The sequence below is a fragment of the Alcanivorax sp. HI0044 genome (genome assembly GCF_001634945.1).
Genome location: NZ_LWEZ01000470.1, coordinates 1 through 881 on the forward strand (window position 1 = coordinate 1; position 881 = coordinate 881).

Sequence of the window (881 nt, forward strand, 5' to 3'; positions counted from 1 at the left end):
CTTGTCGATCAGAAAGCTGCGCTCACCAAGGGTAATGAATTCCCCGGCTTTAAGCCCCAGCCGGTCCAGCGCCTGGCCAGCCAGCCAGACGGTTCCTGGCGTGGGGCCATGGCCCACGGGGTAAGGCTCGCTAAAGCGGGAGTCGCTGACCGACAGCTCACCATAAAGTGGGTAACCGTCGGACAGTGCGCGAATGCTGGACAGCAAAAACTGATCTTCATTGATCAGTACGCTGGCAAAACCGGTTGCTTCAGCATGGGGCAAATCGGCAACGGCCTGTTGCTGGTTCTCTTCGGGGAAACGGGAACCTTCCAGAATCCAGTCTGCCCCCAGTGCCACGGCGGTTCGCTGATTGAACCGCTGATCCACGCTGTCACGCAGAATCAGCATGGCAGTCATGGCAAAGGCCGCCACCAGCAGGGCCAGGGCCTGAACCCGAAATGCGGGGGATCGCCAGGGTTTAAACACTGAGGCGGCCCTCCGTCAGAGAGACCGATCGCTGGCAGCGACCGGCCAGCTGCGGGTCATGGGTGACTAGCACCAGCGCGGTTTTTTGCTCCGCATTCAGCGTAAACAGTAGATCGGCCACATGCTCACCGTTAGCGAAATCCAGGCTGCCGGTGGGTTCATCGGCAAACAGCAAGGCCGGCGACACAACAAAAGCCCGCGCCAGGGCAACGCGCTGCTGCTCGCCACCGGAAAGCTGTGCCGGGAAGTGATGTTGCCGGTGGGCCAGGCCCACCTGATCCAGCCAGTGCATGGCCAGCTCACGGCGCTTTTCGCGGTTGAGAATTTCCAGCGGCAGCATGACATTTTCCAGCGCGGTGAGGTCATTGATCAGCTGAAAATGCTGGAACACGAAGCCGCACTGTTCGCCACGC

Annotated in this window: 1 protein-coding gene and 1 pseudogene; both read right to left on the reverse strand. The window is 60.5% G+C overall.

Features of this window, described 5'->3' with window-relative positions:
* Window positions 1-468 (reverse strand): annotated as a pseudogene (locus A3730_RS05730) (ABC transporter permease); the annotation flags it as partial.
* Window positions 461-881: ABC transporter ATP-binding protein (locus A3730_RS05735; protein ID WP_063537682.1), on the reverse strand; the 421-nt coding region annotated here is incomplete at its 5' end. The pseudogene A3730_RS05730 and the gene A3730_RS05735, both read right to left, overlap by 8 nt.